General features: G+C 62.0%; 18 protein-coding genes and 4 tRNA genes. 7 read left to right on the top strand and 15 right to left on the bottom strand.

From position 1 onward, the window contains the following. Positions 1 to 134: 134 nt before the first annotated feature. Positions 135 to 1,541: an MltF family protein gene (locus HU738_RS02685; RefSeq protein ID WP_186600899.1), complete on the bottom strand. Its 1,407-nt coding sequence runs from the start codon at positions 1,539 to 1,541 to the stop codon at positions 135 to 137. A 158-nt stretch (positions 1,542 to 1,699) separates the two neighbouring features. On the opposite strand from HU738_RS02685, the gene HU738_RS02680 reads away from it, so the two are divergent. From HU738_RS02680 to HU738_RS02670, 3 genes are all read left to right on the top strand, one after another. Then, a complete protein-coding gene (locus HU738_RS02680; RefSeq protein WP_186600898.1) occupies positions 1,700 to 2,497 on the top strand; it encodes a TatD family hydrolase in 798 nt (265 codons plus the stop codon). Positions 2,498 to 2,585: 88 nt separating this feature from the next. Continuing rightward, complete coding sequence (locus HU738_RS02675) at positions 2,586 to 4,064, top strand: methyl-accepting chemotaxis protein (protein WP_186600897.1); 1,479 nt, start codon at positions 2,586 to 2,588, stop codon at positions 4,062 to 4,064. An 87-nt stretch (positions 4,065 to 4,151) separates the two neighbouring features. Beyond that, positions 4,152 to 4,520 (top strand): Mpo1-like protein, encoded by a 369-nt coding sequence (locus HU738_RS02670; protein WP_176507445.1) that lies wholly within the window; start codon positions 4,152 to 4,154, stop codon positions 4,518 to 4,520. Between the two features lie 3 nt (positions 4,521 to 4,523). On the opposite strand, the gene HU738_RS02665 is transcribed toward HU738_RS02670, so the two are convergent. From HU738_RS02665 to HU738_RS02655, 3 genes are all read right to left on the bottom strand, one after another. Then, complete coding sequence (locus HU738_RS02665) at positions 4,524 to 5,321, bottom strand: acyl-CoA thioesterase (protein WP_186600896.1); 798 nt, start codon at positions 5,319 to 5,321, stop codon at positions 4,524 to 4,526. An 87-nt stretch (positions 5,322 to 5,408) separates the two neighbouring features. Beyond that, positions 5,409 to 6,176: a CHAD domain-containing protein gene (locus HU738_RS02660; protein ID WP_186600895.1), complete on the bottom strand. Its 768-nt coding sequence runs from the start codon at positions 6,174 to 6,176 to the stop codon at positions 5,409 to 5,411. Between the two features lie 14 nt (positions 6,177 to 6,190). After that, a complete protein-coding gene (locus tag HU738_RS02655; protein WP_054883555.1) occupies positions 6,191 to 6,469 on the bottom strand; it encodes a hypothetical protein in 279 nt (92 codons plus the stop codon). A gap of 167 nt (positions 6,470 to 6,636) precedes the next feature. Between HU738_RS02655 and HU738_RS02650 the strand changes: the two genes are divergently transcribed. Continuing rightward, on the top strand, positions 6,637 to 7,677 hold the full coding sequence (locus HU738_RS02650; RefSeq protein ID WP_176507442.1) for a patatin-like phospholipase family protein: 1,041 nt from the start codon (positions 6,637 to 6,639) through the stop codon (positions 7,675 to 7,677). Positions 7,678 to 7,751: 74 nt separating this feature from the next. On the opposite strand, the gene HU738_RS02645 is transcribed toward HU738_RS02650, so the two are convergent. The 11 genes from HU738_RS02645 to HU738_RS02595 all read right to left on the bottom strand — a co-directional run bounded on the left by HU738_RS02645 (position 7,752) and on the right by HU738_RS02595 (position 17,487). After that, the gene (locus HU738_RS02645; RefSeq protein WP_176507441.1) at positions 7,752 to 9,623 is read right to left on the bottom strand and encodes a SurA N-terminal domain-containing protein; all 1,872 of its coding nucleotides are present in this window, start codon (positions 9,621 to 9,623) and stop codon (positions 7,752 to 7,754) included. A gap of 181 nt (positions 9,624 to 9,804) precedes the next feature. Continuing rightward, complete coding sequence (hupB, locus tag HU738_RS02640) at positions 9,805 to 10,077, bottom strand: nucleoid-associated protein HU-beta (protein ID WP_003250246.1); 273 nt, start codon at positions 10,075 to 10,077, stop codon at positions 9,805 to 9,807. 152 nt (positions 10,078 to 10,229) lie between these two features. Next, positions 10,230 to 12,626, bottom strand: coding sequence for an endopeptidase La (gene lon / locus HU738_RS02635; protein WP_176507440.1), 2,397 nt, complete (start codon positions 12,624 to 12,626; stop codon positions 10,230 to 10,232). A gap of 166 nt (positions 12,627 to 12,792) precedes the next feature. Continuing rightward, positions 12,793 to 14,076, bottom strand: coding sequence for an ATP-dependent Clp protease ATP-binding subunit ClpX (clpX, locus tag HU738_RS02630; RefSeq protein WP_054883550.1), 1,284 nt, complete (start codon positions 14,074 to 14,076; stop codon positions 12,793 to 12,795). Positions 14,077 to 14,184: 108 nt separating this feature from the next. Continuing rightward, complete coding sequence (gene clpP / locus HU738_RS02625) at positions 14,185 to 14,826, bottom strand: ATP-dependent Clp endopeptidase proteolytic subunit ClpP (protein WP_003259400.1); 642 nt, start codon at positions 14,824 to 14,826, stop codon at positions 14,185 to 14,187. A 91-nt stretch (positions 14,827 to 14,917) separates the two neighbouring features. Then, positions 14,918 to 16,231: a trigger factor gene (gene tig, locus HU738_RS02620; protein WP_176507439.1), complete on the bottom strand. Its 1,314-nt coding sequence runs from the start codon at positions 16,229 to 16,231 to the stop codon at positions 14,918 to 14,920. A gap of 248 nt (positions 16,232 to 16,479) precedes the next feature. Further along, complete coding sequence (locus HU738_RS02615; RefSeq protein WP_176507438.1) at positions 16,480 to 16,779, bottom strand: DUF6388 family protein; 300 nt, start codon at positions 16,777 to 16,779, stop codon at positions 16,480 to 16,482. 258 nt (positions 16,780 to 17,037) lie between these two features. Then, positions 17,038 to 17,113: transfer RNA gene (locus HU738_RS02610), tRNA-His, on the bottom strand. Positions 17,114 to 17,149: 36 nt separating this feature from the next. Next, positions 17,150 to 17,234, bottom strand: a tRNA-Leu gene (locus HU738_RS02605). A gap of 57 nt (positions 17,235 to 17,291) precedes the next feature. Beyond that, positions 17,292 to 17,367: transfer RNA gene (locus HU738_RS02600), tRNA-His, on the bottom strand. A 43-nt stretch (positions 17,368 to 17,410) separates the two neighbouring features. Beyond that, positions 17,411 to 17,487, bottom strand: a tRNA-Arg gene (locus HU738_RS02595). A gap of 270 nt (positions 17,488 to 17,757) precedes the next feature. On the opposite strand from HU738_RS02595, the gene folD reads away from it, so the two are divergent. The 3 genes from folD to HU738_RS02580 all read left to right on the top strand — a co-directional run bounded on the left by folD (position 17,758) and on the right by HU738_RS02580 (position 20,448). Continuing rightward, complete coding sequence (gene folD / locus HU738_RS02590) at positions 17,758 to 18,612, top strand: bifunctional methylenetetrahydrofolate dehydrogenase/methenyltetrahydrofolate cyclohydrolase FolD (RefSeq protein ID WP_054883547.1); 855 nt, start codon at positions 17,758 to 17,760, stop codon at positions 18,610 to 18,612. 204 nt (positions 18,613 to 18,816) lie between these two features. After that, a complete protein-coding gene (gene ocd / locus HU738_RS02585; protein WP_186600894.1) occupies positions 18,817 to 19,881 on the top strand; it encodes an ornithine cyclodeaminase in 1,065 nt (354 codons plus the stop codon). 75 nt (positions 19,882 to 19,956) lie between these two features. After that, complete coding sequence (locus HU738_RS02580; protein WP_186600893.1) at positions 19,957 to 20,448, top strand: Lrp/AsnC family transcriptional regulator; 492 nt, start codon at positions 19,957 to 19,959, stop codon at positions 20,446 to 20,448. The last annotated feature ends 367 nt before the right edge of the window (positions 20,449 to 20,815 follow it).

Here is a 20,815-nt window from a genome sequence, read left to right as displayed (position 1 = left end):
TATTTCGGACGACCCGGTGAGCGTGCCAGTCCCGCGCCCCGCAAGTAGCTGTTTAAATCGGCGCAGGCGGTATGCTAGAGCGACCAGCCGCAAGCTGCAAGCCCCAAGCTGAAATGCGTTCGGCTGGCGGTTGGTCAGCGACTGACCACACGCTCCAGCGCCGTGCGCTCGCGGCTGAACGCCAGGAAGTACTTGTTGACGCTGTTGACGAAATTGACCGGCCCCATGCCGACCTGCTCCATGGCGATGCGCTCGGTCTGGAAGAACCATTGGTTACCGTTGAGGCCGCGCTTGCGGGCCTCGGCGCGCATGGCCTGGACCCGCTCCGGGCCGAGGTTGTAGGCCGCCAGCACAAACGCCATGCGCTCGCGCTCGTTGATCTGCGGGCTGGCGAAGAACTTGCGGCGGAGCAGCGCCAGGTAGCGCGCACTGGCCTGGACATTGCCATCGACCGAGCCAGTGTCGCTGACCCCCACCCGTTGCGCAGCCGACGGGGTGATCTGCATCAGCCCGTGCGCCCCGCCGCTGCCGCGCGCCGCAGGGTTCAGGGTGGATTCCTTGAAGGCCAGGGCCGCCAGGTTCAGCCAGTCGATCTGCTGCGCCTCGGCATGCTTCTGCAACACCGGGCGCAATGAGTTCAGGCGCTGGCGGTCTTTGCCGGCCAACGGGTTGTGTACCCGGTACTGGCGTCGGTAGATGCGTTCGAAGGCCGCATCCTGGTTTTCCGGCGCATGGTACCCCTGGAGAAAGCGATCAACCGCGGCCAACAGCATCGTCGCATCACGCCGCACATACCAGCGCATGGCCTGCGCCTGCCCCAGTTGCACGCGGGTGTCCAGGCGCAGGTTCGGCATGACCCTGGCCCAGCGCTGGGCGATCGGGCGCTCCACCATGGTCAACGGATAGATGCCGGCCTGGACCATCTCCAGCACGTCTTCCACCGCCAACGTCGCATCGACCCATTCGATCTTGATCGGCGCCCGTTTACGCAGCGCCAGCTGCTGGTTGAGCTGCTGTATCACCGCCCCGGCCGCGCTGGCGCTGGTCAAGGCCACCGTACGGCCGGAGAGCTGTTCGGCGCGGGTATAGCTGCGCTCCCCCTTGCGCCCGACCAGCAGCAGCGGCACTTGGTCGAGCACCGGCGCACTGCTGTTGACACCGCCGGTCAGGGCCGGGTCGAGCAACTCGCCTGGTGCGGCCAGGTCACCTTCACCGCGCTGCAGGGCACCCAGCAGCTGCTCCTTGGCCCGTGGAATGATCTTCAGGCTGATCTGCTGGCCATCACCGGCCCGGGCATTGAGGTAGTGCTCGAGGCCACGCAGGCGGTAATACTCGATACCCACCGGTTCACCCTTGATCTCACCGGAGCTGTTGCGGCTCTGGTTGACCAGCACCCGCAGCACCTTGGTACTGCGGATCTGCTGCAAGTCTCGGGCACCGTTCACCGGCACGTGCTGCTGTGGCCCTGGCAGCCGTGCGTAGGCCGGACCGACCGCGGTCAGCCCGAGCATCAGCATCAGGGTCAGCAGGTATCGCAGCATGCGAAATCGTGTCCGTGGTCGGTGGGCAGCAGCCATGGCGGAACGTGCGGTCGTGAGAAATGACGCTAGAAGACCACGACAACTGCCTGAAGTTCTTGGTTTTTTCCGAATATCACGCTTTTTGCTATGCTGGCCGCCCCGCGGCACGAGGTAGCACCATGCAACTGATCGATATCGGCGTCAACCTGACCAACAGCAGTTTCCACGACCAGCAGGCCGCCATCGTCGAGCGCGCCATCGAAGCCGGCGTGCTACAGATGGTCCTGACCGGCACCAGCCTGGAGGTCAGCGAGCAGGCGCTGGAGCTGTGTCAGCAGCTCGATGGCGACGGCCAGCACCTGTTCGCCACGGCTGGCGTGCACCCACACGACGCCAAGTCATGGGATGGCGACAGCGAGCGGAAGCTGCGCCAGCTGCTGGCTGAATCCCGGGTGCGGGCCGTGGGTGAATGCGGGCTGGATTTCAACCGTGACTTCTCCCCTCGCCCCCTCCAGGAAAAGGCCCTGGAAGCCCAGCTGGCCCTGGCAGCGGAACTGCGCTTGCCGGTGTTTCTGCATGAGCGCGATGCCAGCGAGCGCCTGCTGGCCATCCTCAAGGATTACCGCGACCACCTGCCGGCTGCCGTGGTGCATTGCTTTACCGGCGCGCGCGAAGCCTTGTTCGCCTACCTGGACATGGACCTGCACATCGGCATCACCGGCTGGATCTGCGACGAGCGTCGCGGCACCCACCTGCATCCGCTGGTGGGCAACATCGCCGAAGGCCGGCTGATGCTGGAGAGCGACGCGCCCTACCTGCTACCACGCAGCCTGCGGCCAAAGCCTAAAAACGGCCGCAATGAGCCGGCATTCCTGACCGAGGTGTTGCGTGAAGTGGCGCTGCATCGCAACGAGCGCATCGAGCACTGCGCCCAACACACCACTGCCGCGGCCAAAGCCTTCTTCCAGCTTCCTTGACGCATGTCATGAACGTTTCTCGAGTGCGCGGGCACAATGATGGCACCTTGCCAATAATGTTTCCGCTCAATTCAGAGAAGACCTACCCATGGGTGCCTGGCTTAGCAATATTTCCCTGAAGTACAAATTCTGGGCCGTCAACGCGGTGGCCTTTGTCACGACATTGCTGCTGGTGCTCTATGCGGTGCACCTTGAGCAACGCGCCCGTGCCGAGGCCGCGCAGGCCCAGGCGCAAGCCCAGGCCGAACTGCTGGCGGCCTGGCCTACCGGTCAGGCCCTGCCGCGCCAGGCCAACCTGATTACCTGGCAGCCCGGCCAGACCCCGTCTTATGCGGGTGAAAGCCTCGAAGCCTTGACCACTGCACAAGGCTGGGTAGCCTTGCCGACGGCCTGGATCCTCGGCGACAACCCGCTGCGCGGCGCTCAGGTGCTGCGCCATGGTTCGCAGCAACTGGCCGTAATGGCCATAGCGCCAAGCCTGCGCCAGGTGTTTTTCGACCGCTTCAGCAACTACGCCTTCTGCGTGCTGATCCTGATGCTGGCGATGCTCGGCGCATCGCAGCTGCTGATCCGCTTCCTGCTCAGCCAGCTCAACACCCTCAAGGACGTGATGCTGCACGTGGAAAAGACCGGCGACCTGTCGGCCCGCGTCCCGCTGGCCTGTGGCGACGAAGTCGGCCAGATGGCCGGTGCCTTCAATGCCATGCAGGCCACCTACCACCGTGTGGTCAGCACCGTCGCCCAGACTGCGGCGCAGCTGGACTCCGGTGCCGCACGCCTGGCCGCAAGCATGAGCGAAGTGCGCCATGGCATGCTCGGCCAACAGAGCGAGACCGACCAGGCGGCCACGGCAATCAATGAAATGTCGGCCACCGTGCACCACATTGCCCAGCATGCTGGCGCCACCCGTGACCTGTCGCAGACCGCCGACACCCTCGCCGGCAGTGGCAAGGACGTGGTCAGCCGGGTGCAGGACGCGATCTCCGGGCTTTCCAGTGGCGTTCAGCAAACCGCCGAGATGATTCGTCAGCTCGCCGACGACAGCCAGAAGATCAACAGCGTGGTCGGGGTCATTCACAGTATCGCCGAGCAGACCAACCTGCTGGCACTCAACGCCGCCATCGAGGCCGCCCGCGCAGGTGACCTGGGCCGTGGATTTGCCGTGGTTGCCGACGAGGTGCGCAACCTGGCCAAGCGCGTGCAGACCTCCACTGACGAAATCACCCGCATGGTCGCCGACCTGCAGGCTGGCACCCGTGACGCCGTGGAGTTCATGCAGGAGAGTTCGTACAAGGCCGACGACTGCGTCCGCCAGGCCCAGGAGGCTGGCGCGGCGTTGGCCGAGATTACCGGCGCGGTTGCCCAGATGCGCGAGAGCAATACACAGATTGCCGTCGCCGCGGAGCAGCAAAGCCAAGTGGCCGAAGAGATGAACCGCGCGGTGGTGAGCATCCGCGATGTCACCGAAGAGACCGTCCAGCAGACCATCGACTCGGCCACCACCAGCAGCCACCTGGCGACCCTGGCCGGTGAGCTGAACAAGGCGATTGGCCAGCTCAAGCTATAGTCGCCATAGCCAGCCTCGATTGGCCCCGTAACCGGGGCCACACTAAGCTTTGGGCATGCCTGCAAGAAAAAGCGCGAGGAGCTGCCCATGAGCAAACGACTGCCCAACCTGCACGCCTGGCAATGGCGTGGCTACCACCACAATCACCGGCACCCGACCAATCTGGTGTTGCACCTGATTGCCGTGCCGCTGTTCATCCTTGGTGCGCTGCTGGTGTTGTCAGGCCTGTTCGGCCTGGACCTGGGCCAGATCGCCGTCGGCGTCATTGCCGTGATTGCCGGCCTGGGCCTGCAGCGCCAAGGGCATCGCCTGGAAGCCGAGCAGCCTGAACCGTTCGCCAATCGCAAGGACGCGGTGCAGCGGCTGCTGACCGAGCAGTTCGTCACCTTTCCACGCTTCGTGCTCAGCGGCGCCTGGTGGAGAGCCTGGCGCGAGCGGCACAAGCACCGGCGCTGATGATCAGGCGAACACCGTGACCGTCTGCCGGCTCAGCGCCAGCAACTCCCCTTCGGCACTCCACAATGCTGCCGCCGCATGGCCGTAGCCATCGCGCGCATGTTCGGTCTCGACACGGTAATAGCACCAATCCAGCGTTGATAGTTTCGCCGTCGGCTGGATGAATTCGATGGTCCAGGTCAAGGTACTGCCCGCGGCAGGCTGCTTGAGAAACGGCATCAGGCTCGGTGGCCAGGCGTCCACCAGCGCCAACAGGTGCGCCTCGTTGACCTGCTCTTCAGCAACATCGCGCAGGCGCACCCAGCCGCCCATGTGGCGCGACGGGTTGCCACTGAACGGCAGGCCTCCGACCGTCCAGCGCAACGCAACATGGCGCATGAACTCCGGGGTGACGCCCTTGATGTAGGGTAACTCCGGAGCCGCTTGCTCAAGCGGTGTCATCGCCACGGCGGGCGCAGCGGCAACATTGATCACCGATGGTCGGCCCGCACCAAAATTACCCTGCACCAGCGTCACCACCTGGCCATTCTGAATGGCACGGCCCAGCAAGGTGCTGACTGCCTTGCCCTCACGCAGCACTTCTACCTCGAAACGGATGGGCACATCCGCTGCCGCCGGGCTGACGAAGCTGATGGCCAACGAGCGCACCGGGCGATCATCGGCGAGCTTCAAACGCATACGCTCATAAACCATGGCCGCCATCAGGCCGCCGAACACGGCGCGCCCCTGGGCCCAGCTGGGCGGAATGCTGAGCGTCTCGGGGTTTTCCCGCACCGCGTCGAGCAATTGGTTGAAATTCATCGGCCGGCTCCTGCCTACAGCGAAAGGTTTGCCAATACTAGCCAGCAAACGCCGACCGATCAGCCCGCATATCGGTCATTTGCCGGGCTAACGTCGCTTGAGCGAAGCCTGCAGCGCATCGAGGGTGAGGTCGGCGTTGCGCTCTGCGTCGCGCAGTTGCCGCTCCCAGCCTTCCTTGCAAGGCGCCAGGTCCCGGTGATCCTTGGCCTGCAGCAACCACTGCAGGTGGTCATGCCAATCACCCAGATCGCCCTGGGCCTTCTTCAACAGACGCTGCAGCTTCTTGCCGGCATGGTCGAGCTGCGGATAAGCCTCGTCGCCGTACCGCACCCGCTTGATCAGCAGGCGCAAACGATGGCGATCATGGCCTGGGTCCTGCAGGGCTTCGTGCAGCTTGTGCCATTGCTTGACCAGGCGCTTGTCGACCCGCTTGACCAGCGACCTGGCCAGCCCCTCGCGCTCCGCTGCCCGCAGAAACAGCGGGAACACATCGACTATCGCCAGCACCCGGGTCAGCTGCGGGCTGGCGGCAACACTGGCGAATGCACTGTCCCACCTTGCCACGCGCCGTTGCCCGGCTTCGGCATAGCCGCGCCTGATGAGCTCGGCAGCCAGCACCTCTCGATCCCGCAGGGGCGTGGTCAGCGCCCCCAACGACCGCGCCGCCTCCTCCAGCTGCTCCACTCCTGGCAGCCCCCGCAGCGGCCGCAACAGGCTGCGCAGGCGCCGCAAGCTGGTCCGCAAGTCGTGCAGCGCCTCGCTGTCAGTATTGGCAGCCAGGCGCTCACGGCAGGCCAGCAGACGCACCTGCAAGGTCAGCAACTGGGCAACGATATGATCGAGCATGGCTGACATGTGACACTCCTTGATCAACGCCCGGCGCGCGACTCACGAATGTAGAAGCGGGCCTTCTCGGACTTGTGGGTGCACCCTTCGTACCCCTCGAACTGCTGCTGCGTCTTGGCACCCGTCAGCAACGACAGCGCCTTGGAATAGCTGACAGTGCCGGCGAAGCCCTCGGCCTTGGCCAGGTCCAGCTCCTTCCAGGCGGCATCGAGCTGAGTCGCGCAGCTTTCACGGTAGGCCGTCTTGCCCGCGCAGCCTGCAAGGGCCAGGGCAATCAGTGGAAGGCAGATCCAGGCTTTCATCGGTAGTACCTCAAAGGTCAAAAAACAGTGGCTGTTCGACGCCAGTGCAACTGAAAAGTGCCCGGCTCGATATGCTTTGCTTAGCGTAGTTCAGCGCCGTCTGGATTGAAGCACAGGCAGCGATGAGTGCATTGTAGAACCATGGTGGCACAAGCCGGGGATCGCTCATGAGCAAACGCGTGGCATTGGTGTTGGGATCGGGAGGCGCTCGTGGGTATGCCCATATCGGCGTGATCGAGGAAATCGAACGGCGCGGCTACGACATCGCCTGCATTGCTGGCTGCTCCATGGGCGCAGTGATTGGCGGTATCTACGCGGCAGGCAAACTGGAGGAATACCGCAACTGGATCGAAAGCCTGGACTACCTGGACGTACTGCGCCTGGTCGATGTCAGTTTCCGCCTTGGCGCCATCCGCGGTGACAAGGTGTTCGGCCAGATCCGCAAGATCGTCGGCGACATGAACATCGAGCAGCTGCGCATCCCTTACACGGCAGTGGCGGCCGACCTGACCAACCAGCAGGAAATCTGGTTCCAGGAAGGCTGCCTGCATCAGGCCATGCGTGCCTCGGCGGCGATACCGAGCCTTTTCACGCCGGTGATGCAGGGCAATCGCATGCTGGTCGACGGGGGCATTCTCAACCCTCTGCCGATCGTACCGGTGGTGTCCAGCCACTGTGACCTGATCATCGCGGTCAACCTTAACGCGACCAACCAGAAACAGTACCAGCTGCCGGTAATCGAGCGGCCCGCCGCTTTCAAAATGCGCTTCGATGCCCTGCTCAGCTCCCTGGGCTCGCGCCTGCCGTTTCGGCGCAAGCCTGCCGAAGAGCTGATTCGCATCGAGCAGGAGATCGTCGCCGAGGGGCTGGCACCGCCCAACCCGTGGCTGGCCGACACCGCCGACCCCGAGGCCCAGCAACCCGCCGCAGCGCCCGAGGGTGAAGGCGCACCCAAGTCAGCGACTGGCTCGTTCATCATCGACAACGTCGGGCCGGCCTCGCTGCTCGACCTGATCAACCAGAGCTTCGAGGTGATGCAGACGTCACTGGCGCAGTACAAGATCGCCGGGTATCCACCGGATGTGCTGATCAACGTGCCAAAGCGGGTCTGCCGCTTCTTCGAGTTCTACAAAGCGCCGGAGCTCATTGCGCTGGGGCGGGAGATTGCGCGGGATACGCTGGATAACTACGAAGGGATCAAGCGCTAGGTATTGGCCCCTTCGCGAAGGGTAGAAATGAAACAGGCCGCATCGCGCGGCCTGTTTCGTCATGCTTCCATCACTCAGTAACGGGTGATGTCGGCAGTGCCTTCCAGTTGCTTGCGGTAGGCCGCAAAGTCCTGCTGGCCAGCACGCGATGCGAGGTAGCGGCGGATCTGCTGCTTCTCGTCGTCGCTGGCGGCGGCACCTTCGTTGACGCCCTTGAGCTGCAGCACGACCAGGCTGCCGTCGGCCAGGACCACGCTGCCGTACACCGGCTTGTCCTTGGCTTGCGGCTTGGCCAGGCGGAACAGCGCCTGCAGCTCGGCCGGATCGATACCGTCCTGACCACGGGTCACGGCTTCGTGAGCCTTCCACTGCTGACCATCGTGCGCACCAGCGGCAGCGATGGAACCGTCACGCAGGCCGGCAATCAGCTTGTCCGCCTTGGCCTTGAGTTCAGCAGTCGCCTTCTCCTTGGCCAGGTGCTCGCTGATGTTCTTGGCCACGGCCTCCAGAGGCAGTTGCTCCGGCTTGCGGTGTTCCCTCACGCGCAGCACGACGGTGGTTTCCGGGTCGAGTTCGATGGCGGTGCTGTTGGCACCTTCATCCATCACCTCTTCGGAGAACGCCGCCTGAATCACGCCACGGTTGGCCGTGATGCCCTCGCCGCCTTCGCGGCCGAACGGTGCGGACGTCTGCACCTTGAGGTTCAGGTCCTGAGCCGGCTGGGCCAGGTCGGAAGCCTCGTAGGCAGCATCCTGCAGCTGCTTGCTGGCGTCGACATAACGCTGCTCGACCAGAGGGGTCTTCAGGTCGCGGGTCAGCTTGTCCTTCAGGCTGGCGAAACTCGGTACTTCCGGCGCTTGCTTGCCCAGCAGCTTGATCAGGTGGTAGCCGAACTCGGTACGTACCGGGGCCGACACCTGGCCGTCGTTGAGCTTGTACAGCGCGTCTTCGAAGGCCGGGTCATACACGCCTGGGCCTGCGAAGCCCAGATCACCGCCATTGCTGGCAGAACCTGGGTCCTGGGAGAACTCCTTGGCCAGCTTGGCGAAGTCTTCACCCTTGGCCAGGCGCTGCTCGATCTCTTCGGCCTTGGCCTTGGCCTGGGCGTCGGTGACTTTGTCGTTGACCTCGATGAGGATATGCGCGGCATGGCGCTGCTCGGCGAGGTTGGCGACTTCCTTCTCGTACTGGGCCTTGAGTTCGTCGTCGGTGACCTTGACCTGATCGAAGAATGCCGACTTCTTCAGCTCGATGTAGTCGATGACCACCTGGTCCGGCGTCATGAACTCTTTGGCGTGCTGGTCGTAATGCGCCTTGACCTCGTCATCGCTGACCTTGACTGCGGCCGGGTCGGCCTTGAAGGTCAGAGAAGCGAAATCGCGCGTCTGGTTTTCCAGGCGGGCGAAGGCGTCGACCTGCTGGTCGGTGACGAAGCTGCTGCCGGCGATACCGGTACGCAGCTGGCCGATCAGCATCTCTTCCGCGAGCATGTCGCGGAACTGCATGCGGCCATAGCCCAGCTGGCGGATGACCTGATCGAAACGATCGGCATTGAACTTGCCATCGACCTGGAATTCCGGCGTCTGCAGGATCACCTGGTCCAGCGCGGCTTCGGAGAAGGCGAACTTGGCGTCTCTGGCACCCTGCAGCAGCAGTTTGCGATCGATCAGACCTTTGAGCGCGGCGTCGCGCAGGCGCTTTTCATCCAGCACCGCTGGGTCAAAATCCTTGCCCAACTGTTGCATCAGCTGGCGGCGCTGCATGTCGGCGGCCTGGCTCAGCTCATTCTGGCTAATGGTGTCGCCGTTTACCTTGGCCGCGTCCTGGCTGTGGGTGGCGGCCTTGAAAATGGCTTCGAAACCGGTCAACGCCATCAACACGACGATGAGGCCGATGATGGTCTTGGCAATCCAACCTTGTGAATTGTCCCTGATATTTTGCAGCATGCGTCCCCCAGAAACGGCTGTACCACTGCGTCGACAACCGCGGAGCGTGGGTAGAATCCTGATAAAAGAAAGGCGCATCCGAGGATGCGCCTTTTCTTAGCAAACGTGTCAGGCGGGAACGTTTGCGACCCGCCATCAGCGTGCTCGGACCCGGCCAGGCCTGGTCCGATTGAAAGACGACTTAGTTGACGGCGTCTTTCAGGCCTTTGCCAGCCTTGAAGCCTGGAACCTTGGCGGCTTCGATCTTGATCGCCTTGCCAGTCTGAGGGTTACGGCCGGTGCGCTCGGCGCGCTCCTTGACCGAGAAGGTACCGAAGCCAACCAGTACCACATCGTCACCTTGCTTCAGGGCGCCGGTGACGGATTCGATGACTGCGTCCAGCGCACGGCCGGCTACAGCTTTCGGGATGTCTGCAGATGCGGCGATAGCGTCAATCAGTTCCGACTTGTTCACTCTAAGTCCCCTTATTTCTCTATTGAGTTTGTTTCTAAGTATGTAATGAAAAGCTGATGAAACCTGTACCAGGAGGCCGTTTGACAATAGCGTGCCGCTTTATAGCAAGGCCCCGAAAAAACTGTCAAGGAAAGCCCCCCAGCCAAAAACTACTAATGCGTGCTGATTCTTTCCTTAGCATCGCCGTCGCGTTTGTCATCTTTCGCGACAATCTCCGGAGCCACATCTGGCAAGGGCTCCGGGGCGTATTGCAGCGCAATTTGCAGGACTTCGTCAATCCATTTGACCGGTTTGATCTGCAGATCCTGTTTGATATTTTCCGGAATTTCCTTCAAATCGCGAACATTCTCCTCGGGAATGATCACCGTCTTGATCCCGCCCCGGTGTGCTGCCAGCAGTTTTTCCTTCAACCCGCCAATCGCCAGGACCTGGCCGCGCAGGGTGATTTCGCCGGTCATGGCCACGTCAGCGCGCACCGGAATCTGCGTCAGCGCCGATACCAGCGCGGTACACATGCCGATACCCGCGCTCGGGCCGTCCTTCGGCGTGGCGCCCTCGGGCATGTGGATATGCACGTCGTGCTTCTCGTGGAAATCGGCGGCAATACCCAGGCTGCGGGCACGGCTGCGGACCACGGTTTGCGCGGCAGTGATCGACTCGACCATGACATCGCCCAGCGAGCCGGTCTTGATCAGCTGGCCCTTGCCAGGGATCACCACCGACTCGATGGTCAGCAATTCGCCGCCCACCTGGGTCCAGGCAAGGCCGGTGACCTGGCCGATCTGGTCCTGCTGCTCGGCCAGGCCGTAGCGGAACTTGCGAACGCCGAGCAGGTGCTCGAGCTGTTCACCGGTAACCTTGACCTTGACCTGCTTCTGCCCGGTATGTTCCTTGACCACCTTGCGGCAGACCTTGGCGATCTGGCGTTCCAGGCCACGCACACCCGCTTCGCGGGTGTAGTAACGGATGATGTCGCGAATCGCCGAGACGTCGATCTCCAGCTCTTCGACCTTCAGGCCGTTGGCCTTGACCTGCTTGGGCGTCAGGTACTTGACCGCGATGTTGATCTTCTCGTCTTCGGTGTAACCGGGCAGGCGGATGACTTCCATCCGGTCCAGCAGCGCCGGTGGGATGTTCATCGAGTTCGAGGTGCACAGGAACATCACGTCCGAGAGGTCGTAGTCGACTTCCAGGTAGTGGTCGTTGAAATTGTGGTTCTGCTCGGGGTCGAGCACTTCCAGCAGCGCCGAGGCCGGGTCGCCACGCATGTCGCTGCCCATCTTGTCGATCTCGTCGAGCAGGAACAGCGGGTTGCGTACACCCACCTTGGTCATCTTCTGGATCAGGCGGCCAGGCATCGAACCGATGTAGGTACGACGGTGCCCCCGAATCTCGGCCTCGTCACGCACGCCACCCAGGGCCATGCGCACGAACTTGCGGTTGGTCGCGGCAGCGATCGACTCGGCCAGCGAGGTCTTGCCCACGCCAGGCGGGCCGACCAGGCACAGCACCGGGCCGCGGATCTTCTTCACCCGCTTCTGCACGGCGAGGTACTCGAGAATCCGCTCCTTGACCTCTTCAAGGCCATAGTGGTCGGCATCGAGGATCTCTTCGGCCTTGGCCAGGTCCAGGCGTACCTTGCTCTGGGCCTTCCACGGCACCTGCACGAGCCAGTCGAGGTACGAGCGCACCACGGTGGCCTCGGCGGACATCGGCGACATCTGCTTGAGCTTGTTCAGCTCGGCCTGGGCCTTGGTCAGGGCGTCTTTCGGCAGGCCAGCGCCTTCGATGCGCTTTTTCAGCTCTTCGACTTCGTTGTGGCCTTCGTCACCGTCGCCAAGTTCCTTCTGAATGGCCTTCATCTGCTCATTCAGGTAGTACTCGCGCTGGCTGCGCTCCATCTGTTTCTTGACCCGGCCACGGATACGCTTCTCGACCTGCAGCAGGTCGATTTCGGCATCCAGCAGGGCCAGCACGTGCTCGACCCGGGCCGCCAGGTCGACGATCTCGAGGATTTCCTGCTTCTGCTCGATCTTCAGCGCCATGTGCGCGGCCATGGTATCGACCAGGCGACCAGGCTCTTCAATGCTGTTCAGCGACGACAGCACTTCGGCGGGGACTTTCTTGCCCAATTGCACGTACTGCTCGAATTGAGAGAGCAGCGTGCGCACGAAGACTTCCGACTCGCGCTCGGCGGCGTCGGTTTCATCGATCAGGGAAACTTCGGCACGGATGTGCCCTTCTACTTCGGTGAAACGCTCGACCGCACCGCGCTGCTCGCCCTCGACCAACACCTTGACAGTGCCATCGGGCAGCTTCAGCAGTTGCAATACGGTAGCGACGGTACCGACGCGATACAGGGCGTCTTCGCCTGGATCGTCATCGGCAGGGTTTTTCTGGGCCAGCAGCAGGATCTGCTTCTCGCCCGTCATCGCCGCCTCAAGGGCTTCGATAGACTTCTCACGCCCCACGAACAGTGGGATGACCATGTGCGGATAGACGACGACATCGCGCAATGGCAAAAGAGGCAAGTCGAGGGTGGTCTTCATGATTTCGCCTCTACAGCGGCCTTATGGCCGGAAACCGGTGGAAATGATGCTTGGACCTAATGTGGGGGCACGCTTGGGAAATTACAAGCGCTTGCATAGGAAAAGCAGAAAGGGGCCCGTAGGCCCCCTCCTTGCTTTGCGGCTATCACCCGGTATTCACCTGCCATCAGGCGTCGGGTGCGGCCTTGGCTTGCGGCTCGCTGTTCTCGTAGATCATCAGCGGCTGCGAGGTGCCTTCGATGACGCTCTCGTCGATCACCACCTTGCTGACATCCTTCTGCGAAGGAATCTCGTACATGGTGTCGAGCAGCACGCCTTCGAGGATCGAACGCAGGCCACGAGCGCCTGTCTTGCGCTCCAGGGCCTTGCGTGCGACGGCCTTGAGGGCGTCGGTGCGGAACTCGAGGTCCACGCTTTCCATCTCGAACAGCTTGGCGTACTGCTTGGTCAGGGCATTCTTCGGCTCGGTGAGGATCTGCATCAGTGCAGCCTCGTCAAGCTCGTCGAGGGTCGCCAGAACCGGCAGGCGACCCACGAACTCGGGGATCAGGCCAAACTTGACCAGATCGTCCGGCTCGACTTCGCGCAGCGACTCGCCGACCTTCTTGCCCTCTTCCTTGCTGCGTACTTCGGCGCCAAAACCGATGCCACCCTTGGTGGAGCGGTTCTGGATGACCTTTTCCAGGCCGGAGAAGGCGCCACCGCAGATGAACAGGATGTTGCGGGTATCAACCTGCAGGAATTCCTGTTGCGGGTGCTTGCGGCCGCCCTGCGGCGGTACCGAAGCAACGGTGCCCTCGATCAGCTTCAGCAGTGCCTGCTGCACGCCTTCACCCGAAACGTCGCGGGTGATGGACGGGTTGTCCGACTTGCGCGAGATCTTGTCGATCTCGTCGATGTAGACAATGCCCATCTGGGCCTTTTCCACATCGTAGTCGCACTTCTGCAGCAGTTTCTGAATGATGTTCTCGACGTCCTCACCCACATAACCGGCTTCGGTCAGGGTGGTGGCGTCTGCGATGGTGAACGGTACGTTCAACAGTCGCGCAAGGGTTTCGGCGAGCAGGGTCTTGCCCGAGCCGGTAGGCCCGATGAGCAGGATGTTGCTTTTGCCGAGTTCGACTTCGTCGCCCTTCTTGTCACGCTGGTTCAGGCGCTTGTAGTGGTTGTACACCGCTACCGAGAGCACCTTCTTCGCGCGCTCCTGACCGATGACGTACTGGTCCAGGATGCCGCTGATTTCTTTCGGCGAAGGCAATTTGTGCGCGCTGCTTTCGGCCTGGGCTTCCTGCACCTCCTCACGGATGATGTCGTTGCACAGGTCGACGCACTCGTCGCAGATAAATACCGAGGGCCCGGCAATCAGTTTGCGCACTTCGTGCTGGCTTTTGCCGCAGAAGGAGCAATAAAGCAATTTGCCGCTGTCCTCGCCGTTACGGGTGTCAGTCATTCGATCGATCCAATCCGGTAGGCTTGCAACACAAGATGAAGGCAATTGCGGGCTTTTTCAAGTCCGCAGGTAGGCGCTTTGCGCACCTACCTGCTCTGGCACCTGGGTTCAGGAGGCCAGTTGCCGCTTGTCGTATACCGAGTCGATCAGGCCGTACTCGGCCGCGCGCGAGGCGCTCATGAAATTGTCACGCTCGGTGTCACGCTTGATGGTCTCGAGGTCCTGGCCGGTGTGGTAGGCCAGCAGCTCGTTCAGGCGCGCCTTGATATTGAGGATTTCCTGGGCGTGAATCTCGATATCGGTGGCCTGCCCCTGGAAACCGCCCAGTGGCTGGTGGATCATCACGCGCGAGTTCGGCAGGCAGTGACGCTTGCCCTTGGCACCTGCGGCCAGCAGGAACGCACCCATGCTGCAGGCCTGGCCGATGCAGATGGTCGATACGTCCGGCTTGATGAACTGCATGGTGTCGTAGATCGACATGCCAGCAGTCACCGAACCGCCTGGGGAGTTGATGTACAGATGGATATCCTTGTCCGGGTTTTCCGCTTCAAGGAACAGCAGCTGCGCCACAACCAGGTTGGCCATGTAATCCTCTACCGGGCCAACCAGGAAGATCACTCGCTCCTTCAACAGGCGCGAGTAGATGTCGTAGGCACGTTCGCCACGGGCGGACTGCTCGATAACCATCGGGACCAGGCCGCCTGCGGCCTGGATGTCAGAGCTCTGCTGAATATAAGAATTGCGGGACATGTCCTGCGCTCACTCCCAAATAGTCATGGCTTGATAACGCACAAGCCAGCTCGAAGGCTGGCTTGTGGGGGTTTCCTACGAGAGAAGCCTGTTACTCAGCGGCGGCAGGGGCCTGTGCTGGCTTTACGGCGTCTTCGTACGAGACCGACTTGTCGGTCACAGTCGCTTTCTGCAGAACAGTATCTACAACTTGTTCTTCCAGCACAACCGAACGAACTTCGTTCAGTTGCTGGTCGTTCTTGTAGTACCAGGAAATGACCTGCTCAGGCTCCTGGTAAGCCGAGGCCATTTCTTCGATCATTTCGCGAACCTTGCCTTCGTCCGGCTTCAGCTCGAACTGCTTGACCACTTCGGCGACGATCAGGCCCAGCACCACGCGGCGCTTGGCTTGCTCTTCGAACAGCTCGGCCGGCAGTTGCTCAGGCTTGATGTTGCCACCGAACTGCTGAACAGCCTGCACGCGCAGACGGTTGACTTCGTTTTCCAGCAGGGCCTTTGGCACTTCGATCGGGTTGGCGGCCAGCAGACCGTCCATGACCTGGTTCTTGACCTTGGTCTTGATCGCCTGACGCAGCTCACGCTCCATGTTCTTGCGAACTTCGCTGCGGAAGCCTTCCAGGGTCGACTCCTTGATGCCGAACTGGGCGAAGAACTCTTCGTTCAGCTCTGGCAGCACAGGGGCCGAGACGCTGTTGACGGTGATGGTGAACTCGGCGGCCTTGCCGGCCAGGTCCAGGTTCTGGTAGTCCTCAGGGAAGGTCACGTTGACAACGCGCTCTTCACCCGCCTTGGCGCCAACCAGGCCGTCTTCGAAGCCAGGGATCATGCGGCCGGAACCCAGTACCAGCTGAGTGCCTTTGGCGGAACCGCCGGCGAACACTTCACCGTCGACCTTGCCGACGAAATCGATGTTGACCTGGTCGTCGTTCTGCGCAGCGCGCTCGACAGCCTCGAAACGGGTGTTCTGCTTGCGCAGCACTTCCAGCATGTTGTCCAGGTCGGCGTCAGCCACTTCGGCGCTCAGGCGCTCGACGTTGATCGACTCGAAGCCGGCAACGGTGAACTCCGGGAATACTTCGAAGACCGCAACGAATTCCAGGTCCTTGCCCTTCTCGAAGGACTTCGGCTCGACGGCCGGAGCGCCAGCAGGGTTCAGCTTCTGCTCGACGATGGCTTCGTAGAAGGAAGCCTGGACCAGGTCACCGAAGGCCTCTTGACGGGCATCGGCTTCGAAACGCTGACGGATCACGCTCATCGGCACCTTGCCTGGGCGGAAGCCCGCGACCTTGGCGCGCTTGGCAGTCTGTTGCAGACGCTTGTTGACTTCGTTCTCGACGCGCTCGGCCGGAACGGCGATGGTCATGCGGCGCTCGAGAGCGGAAGTGTTTTCAACAGAAACTTGCATGGATATTCCTCGTTGCACAGACGTTAGCCGGCGATAGCCCGACTCCAGAATCAAGGGCGAACATTCTAGTGAGTCACGCACCAGAAGTCACCCCACCCGGGACGACGGGAAACCACGCCGGTCGATTAACTTGCATGGCCCGCACGGTGAAGTGCCGAGCCTCTTTATATAGAAGGCCGCGTACCAGCCAACGCCGGCACACAACCGAAATACCTTGTCAAACATCCGCCAGCTTGAGAGCGACCCGTTTATTCAGGATCGATCTCGTTGAACTGGCAGTACTCCTCCCACTCCATGCCCAACGCCTCGGCCACTTCGCGATGGGTCTCCAGGCGCATGGCCCGCAGCTGCTCGGGGCTTTCGGCAATCAGCTGCAACGCCAGCTCCCAAGGCTGAAGCCCCTGCTCATCGGCAGCATCCTCGAATGCCCACTCGATCTGCTGGGCCTGCTCACGGGCATCCAGCTCACGAATTTCTTCGAGCAGTTGCGGATTGGCTTCGGCAAAGCGCTGCAACGCCAGGGCCTGGCGGGCTTCTTTTGCAATCATCAGGGGTATTCCTCTGCCGGCCAAATGGACCGGTGTTTCAACCGGCTGAAATCTAACAGCTTTTATTGGGGTGTCACCAGAGGATTGCAAGGGGGGATTGAGTAATGGCTGCGAAGTCCTGACTTGAGAGTTGTGGCGCCTGCAATATCGAGCGCCGCGCGGGCGGCGCTCTATCTCACAGGCGCCATATCCCTCAATGCTGGCACCCCGAAAACAACAAAGGCGCCCGATCTCACGATCAAGGCGCCTTCGAAAATATGGGGTGGACGATGGGAATCGAACCCACGACAACTGGAATCACAATCCAGCGCTCTACCAACTGAGCTACGCCCACCATATTGCGGTGTTGCGATACAACCTTACAGAAGCATGGTGCGGACGAAGAGACTCGAACTCTTACAGCTTGCGCCGCTGGAACCTAAATCCAGTGTGTCTACCAATTTCACCACGTCCGCGTAACGCTTAAAAACAAAGGCGCCAGATCATTCAATCAACGGCGCCTTCGTCGAATATGGGGTGGACGATGGGAATCGAACCCACGACAACCGGAATCACAATCCGGCGCTCTACCAACTGAGCTACGCCCACCATATTGCATTACAGCCTTACTTGCTTGCCCAAGCTGCCTAAATGGCGCACCCGGCAGGACTCGAACCTGCGACCATCCGCTTAGAAGGCGGATGCTCTATCCAGCTGAGCTACGGGCGCTTAAGCTTGAAGCCTAACCGAACAAGCCGTTAACAGATAACTGCCAAACCACTCATTCTGCCCGACCTCGCCAACCAGTGCTAGGCTGTGCCCGACAAGTGCGGCGAATCTTATAGGCGAGCCTACAGGTCGTCAACACCTTTCTAGAAAAAATTTAAATTATTTAAGGGGTTAGAGGATTTGCCCGACCACCCGCCTTTGCCCTAGGGCGATGTCGTGCGAGAATGCGCCCTCTTTATTGTTACTTTCTCGATGGTTAATCACGCGTCTATGACTGCACACCTAATCGATGGCAAGGCGATCGCCGCCAACCTGCGCAAGCAGATCGCTCAACGTGTCGAGGAGCGTCGCCAGCAAGGCCTGCGCACGCCGGGCCTGGCGGTGATCCTGGTCGGCACCGACCCCGCCTCCCAAGTCTATGTCTCGCACAAGCGCAAGGACTGCGAAGAGGTCGGCTTCATCTCCCAGGCATTCGACCTGCCCAGCGAGACTACGCAGCAAGCGCTGACCGAGCTGATCGACCGCCTCAATGACGACCCGGCCGTCGACGGCATCCTGCTGCAGCTGCCGCTGCCGGCGCACCTGGACGCCTCGCTGCTGCTCGAACGCATCCGCCCCGACAAAGACGTCGACGGCTTCCACCCTTACAACATCGGCCGCCTGGCCCAGCGTATCCCGCTGCTGCGCCCGTGCACGCCAAAAGGCATCATGACCCTGCTGGAAAGCACCGGTCAGGACCTGTACGGCATGAACGCGGTCATCGTCGGCGCTTCCAACATCGTTGGCCGCCCGATGGCCATGGAGCTGCTGCTGGGCGGTTGCACCGTGACGGTCTGCCACCGCTTCACCAAGGATTTGGCCGGCCACGTCGGCCGCGCCGACCTGGTGGTCGTGGCCGCCGGCAAGCCGGGCCTGGTCAAGGGTGAGTGGATCAAGGAAGGCGCCATCGTCATCGACGTCGGCATCAACCGCCAGGAAGATGGCAAGCTGGTCGGCGACGTGGTCTACGAGACCGCCCTGCCGCGCGCCGGCTGGATCACGCCGGTGCCAGGCGGCGTCGGGCCGATGACCCGCGCCTGCCTGCTGGAGAATACGCTGTATGCGGCTGAAGAGCTGCACAAGTAACAGCGCGTGACTTGAAGACGGCACCTCTGGCAGGTGCCGTTTTTTTTGCTTGCGCCACAGCGCAGCCGATTCGGCTGCCGGTTGCGCAAAATCAGCCGCTCCCGCTGCCAGCACCCCCTGCTTCAGCCAGCATCGCCACGCTCCGCGCCCGACAATATTTCCAGAGACCACCTCACTGGAAGCGTCGCCGCAAGGAGACCCGTCATGACCCGCTATATCGATGTGCAAGACCTCGCCCGCCTGGTCAACCGCAAAGGCCTGGCCACTTGCCTGGTAGAGATGGCCGAGTACATTCGCCAGGACTACCTGCGCTGGCCGGCCTTCGAGAAGTGCGCCCGGGTGGCCAACCATTCGCCCGGCGGGGTCATCGAGCTGATGCCGGTGTCCGATGCCAGCCTTTACGCCTTCAAGTACGTCAACGGCCATCCGAAGAACACGCAACACGGCCTGCCCACGGTGATGGCCTTCGGTACCCTGGCCGATGTCGACACCGGCACCCCCCTGCTGCTCAGCGAGATGACCCTGACCACGGCGATCCGTACCGCTGCCACCTCGGCACTGGCAGCTCGCTACCTCGCACGGGAGGACAGCCGCTGCATGGCACTGATCGGCAACGGCTCGCAAAGCGAGTTCCAGGCCATCGCCTTCAATACCCTGGTGGGCATCGACGAGATCCGCCTGTACGACATCGACCCGGCGGCCTCGGCCAAGCTGGTCGCCAACCTGGCCTGCCGTCCCGGCCTGAAGCTGAGCATCGCCAACTCCGTCGCCGAAGCGGTACGTGGTGCCGATATTGTCACCACCGTCACGGCTGACAAGGCCTACGCGACCATCCTTACCCCAGAGATGATCGAGCCGGGCATGCACCTGAACGCCGTGGGTGGCGACTGCCCGGGCAAGACCGAGCTGCACCGTGACATCGTCGAGCAGGCGCGAGTGATCGTCGAGTACGAGCCGCAGAGCCGGGTCGAAGGCGAGATTCAGCAGATGCCTGAAAATTCGCCGGTAGTCGAGTTCTGGCAGGTGCTCGCCGGGCTTGTTCACGGCCGCGAGCATGCCGAACAGGTCACGCTGTTCGACTCGGTCGGCTTTGCCCTGGAGGACTACTCGGCCCTGCGCTATGTGCTGGACACCGCGCGCATGCTGGGCATTGGCCAGGACATCGCGCTGGTGCCGAAGCTGGAGAACCCGAAAGACCTCTACTCACTGCTGCAACCACGCGTGGTTGGCGTACGCTCGACGCGCCAGGCAGACACGGCCTGCGCCTGATGCACCCTGGGGCTGCGCAGCGGCCCCGGTTTACGCCTACCCTGTCCATGCCCCCTACCGAAAGAAACCCTGCGCATGGACACCAAGGACGCCAACACCCCACCGCTGGACCGTATCGACGAAGCCATCATCGAGGTGCTGCGCCACGACGGCCGCATCACCTTCGAAAAGCTCTCGAACCTCGTCCACCTCACCCCGCGCCCCTGCCTGGAACGCGTGCGCAAGCTTGAACGACGCGGCGTGATCCGCGGCTACGGCGCCATCATCGACCTGCAAAAGCTCGCCCCGGGCCTGTCGCTGCTGGTGCTGGTGGCCCTGTCCAACCAGAGCGGGCGCGCTGCACAAAAAGCCTTCGAAGCCACCATGCTGGCTTGCCCGGAGGTCTACGAATGCCAACTGATCAGCGGCCACTTCGACTACAGCCTGCGCCTGCGCTGCCGGGACATGGAGCACTATCGGGTGCTGAGCGAAAGCTGGATGAATGACGACGCGTTGCACATCGACAAGCTGGTGGCCCATCCTGAGCTGGCGTCAATCAAGTGCATGGCGCCACAGATCGGGCAGTAACCCGGTAACTACAGTGCTTCGCTGCATTCAATAGGCTGGCCGTTTCCTTGCAATGGAGCACGGCCCATGCCTCAAGCAATTACTGAAAGTCGACAAGCAGCTCGTGAAACATTGTGCACGACGTTGACCTAGGCCATCAGCGAAGCTAACCCTCAAACCTTCGTGCCCGATACTTGAGGCACCCGCCCCATGCAGGCCACCTGCACGGCCCCCCCTCCCAAGGACTTGGCAAGCGGCTTGCACCGACCAAGCGGACGCTGGCCAGGTCCCGAGCCGATTTCGCCGTTGCGCCTGGGCAACCACACAGCGCGTGCACCGGACTAGAGCCCGGCCAGCGTGAATGCCCCATAACTGGTCAGACCGGTAA

Origin of the sequence: Pseudomonas vlassakiae (assembly GCF_014269035.2) — a bacterium.
Lineage (GTDB): Bacteria > Pseudomonadota > Gammaproteobacteria > Pseudomonadales > Pseudomonadaceae > Aquipseudomonas > Aquipseudomonas vlassakiae.
The sequence above is the reverse complement of the archived record's forward strand: the minus strand, read 5'-3'. Positions and strand labels throughout refer to the sequence as shown.

Excerpts from the sequence above, each read along its gene's own strand:
- HU738_RS02615 (WP_176507438.1), bottom strand. The coding sequence starts at position 16,779 with ATGATTGCAAAAGAAGCCCGCCAGGCCCTGGCGTTGCAGCGCTTTGCC.
- HU738_RS02675 (WP_186600897.1), top strand. The coding sequence starts at position 2,586 with ATGGGTGCCTGGCTTAGCAATATTTCCCTGAAGTACAAATTCTGGGCC.
- folD (WP_054883547.1), top strand. The coding sequence starts at position 17,758 with ATGACTGCACACCTAATCGATGGCAAGGCGATCGCCGCCAACCTGCGC.
- lon (WP_176507440.1), bottom strand. The coding sequence starts at position 12,626 with ATGAAGACCACCCTCGACTTGCCTCTTTTGCCATTGCGCGATGTCGTC.
- HU738_RS02660 (WP_186600895.1), bottom strand. The coding sequence starts at position 6,176 with ATGTCAGCCATGCTCGATCATATCGTTGCCCAGTTGCTGACCTTGCAG.
- HU738_RS02670 (WP_176507445.1), top strand. The coding sequence starts at position 4,152 with ATGAGCAAACGACTGCCCAACCTGCACGCCTGGCAATGGCGTGGCTAC.
- HU738_RS02655 (WP_054883555.1), bottom strand. The coding sequence starts at position 6,469 with ATGAAAGCCTGGATCTGCCTTCCACTGATTGCCCTGGCCCTTGCAGGC.
- clpP (WP_003259400.1), bottom strand. The coding sequence starts at position 14,826 with ATGTCCCGCAATTCTTATATTCAGCAGAGCTCTGACATCCAGGCCGCA.
- clpX (WP_054883550.1), bottom strand. The coding sequence starts at position 14,076 with ATGACTGACACCCGTAACGGCGAGGACAGCGGCAAATTGCTTTATTGC.
- HU738_RS02680 (WP_186600898.1), top strand. The coding sequence starts at position 1,700 with ATGCAACTGATCGATATCGGCGTCAACCTGACCAACAGCAGTTTCCAC.
- HU738_RS02645 (WP_176507441.1), bottom strand. The coding sequence starts at position 9,623 with ATGCTGCAAAATATCAGGGACAATTCACAAGGTTGGATTGCCAAGACC.
- HU738_RS02665 (WP_186600896.1), bottom strand. The coding sequence starts at position 5,321 with ATGAATTTCAACCAATTGCTCGACGCGGTGCGGGAAAACCCCGAGACG.
- HU738_RS02580 (WP_186600893.1), top strand. The coding sequence starts at position 19,957 with ATGGACACCAAGGACGCCAACACCCCACCGCTGGACCGTATCGACGAA.
- tig (WP_176507439.1), bottom strand. The coding sequence starts at position 16,231 with ATGCAAGTTTCTGTTGAAAACACTTCCGCTCTCGAGCGCCGCATGACC.
- ocd (WP_186600894.1), top strand. The coding sequence starts at position 18,817 with ATGACCCGCTATATCGATGTGCAAGACCTCGCCCGCCTGGTCAACCGC.
- HU738_RS02685 (WP_186600899.1), bottom strand. The coding sequence starts at position 1,541 with ATGCTGCGATACCTGCTGACCCTGATGCTGATGCTCGGGCTGACCGCG.
- HU738_RS02650 (WP_176507442.1), top strand. The coding sequence starts at position 6,637 with ATGAGCAAACGCGTGGCATTGGTGTTGGGATCGGGAGGCGCTCGTGGG.